Here is an 819-nt window from a genome sequence, read left to right as displayed (position 1 = left end):
GAAGGCATTTCCGATATTGATTACAGGGGACTCAAAGACGGCACCCTTTATCTTATACTGAGAAACCGTTTTGAAAAGGAGATAAGTTCCTTTGAGCCTGATCTTAAAAAGGATTTCAATGAAGAGCTGGACAGGCTTCAAAAAGATAAAAAGGCACTACAGGGCAAACTCAATAATCTGGTGGGGAAATTTGCAGAATATCAGCTTGCCACGGATTTCAGGAGCAGAAAGCGTTTTCCCTTGTCAGTTTATTTTAACGGGCTTCCAGATACCGACATTGCCAATACTCCCCTGAACATCATAGAAGTAAAACAGCGTGTCAAATTTCAGAGGCAAGATGGAAAGGAGATGGAGATTGATGTAATGGCTCTGTCCGATGACAACAGGGTTGTTTTAGTGGAGGTGAAAAAAAGAAACGAGAGAGTCGGGATAACTGTGGTCAAGGATTTTTTGGAAAAATGTAATACCTATGCTACCATGTTTGCTGATAAAAAGATTATGCCAGCTTTTCTTTCAACTGGTGGATTTACTGAGGAGGCTCTTTTATTTTGTGAGGATAAGGAAATAGGTACAGCCGAGAAAATTGAATATTTTGTTTAAATCACAGGGCATCCAGTCAAAAGCAAATCAGATAGTTTTGAAAGGGTTTCATGATGAAAAAACAGTTTAAAGGGAGCTTTATCGGAAGCATCCTTGGCGACATTGCAGGTTCCATATATGAGGTAAATCCCATTAACAGCAAAGTCTTTCCCCTGAACGCTTTCAATACAACCTTGACCGCACCCTGGATGAGATTCGCCCTTTTTATGCTTTGTTTTT

Annotated in this window: 2 protein-coding genes; one reads left to right on the top strand and one right to left on the bottom strand. The window is 40.0% G+C overall.

All coding sequences use genetic code 11. From position 1 onward, the window contains the following. The coding region (locus tag MTBBW1_RS28905) for a hypothetical protein (protein WP_186441762.1) at positions 1–600 on the top strand (600 nt) is incomplete at its 5' end. On the opposite strand, the gene MTBBW1_RS29315 is transcribed toward MTBBW1_RS28905, so the two are convergent. Then, the coding region (locus tag MTBBW1_RS29315; protein ID WP_222424206.1) for a hypothetical protein at positions 597–819 on the bottom strand (223 nt) is incomplete at its 5' end. The genes MTBBW1_RS28905 and MTBBW1_RS29315 overlap by 4 nt on opposite strands.

The sequence above is a fragment of the Desulfamplus magnetovallimortis genome (genome assembly GCF_900170035.1).
In the GTDB taxonomy this organism is placed as follows: Bacteria; Desulfobacterota; Desulfobacteria; order Desulfobacterales; family Desulfobacteraceae; genus Desulfamplus; species Desulfamplus magnetovallimortis.
This window is presented reverse-complemented; position numbering and strand designations above follow the sequence as displayed.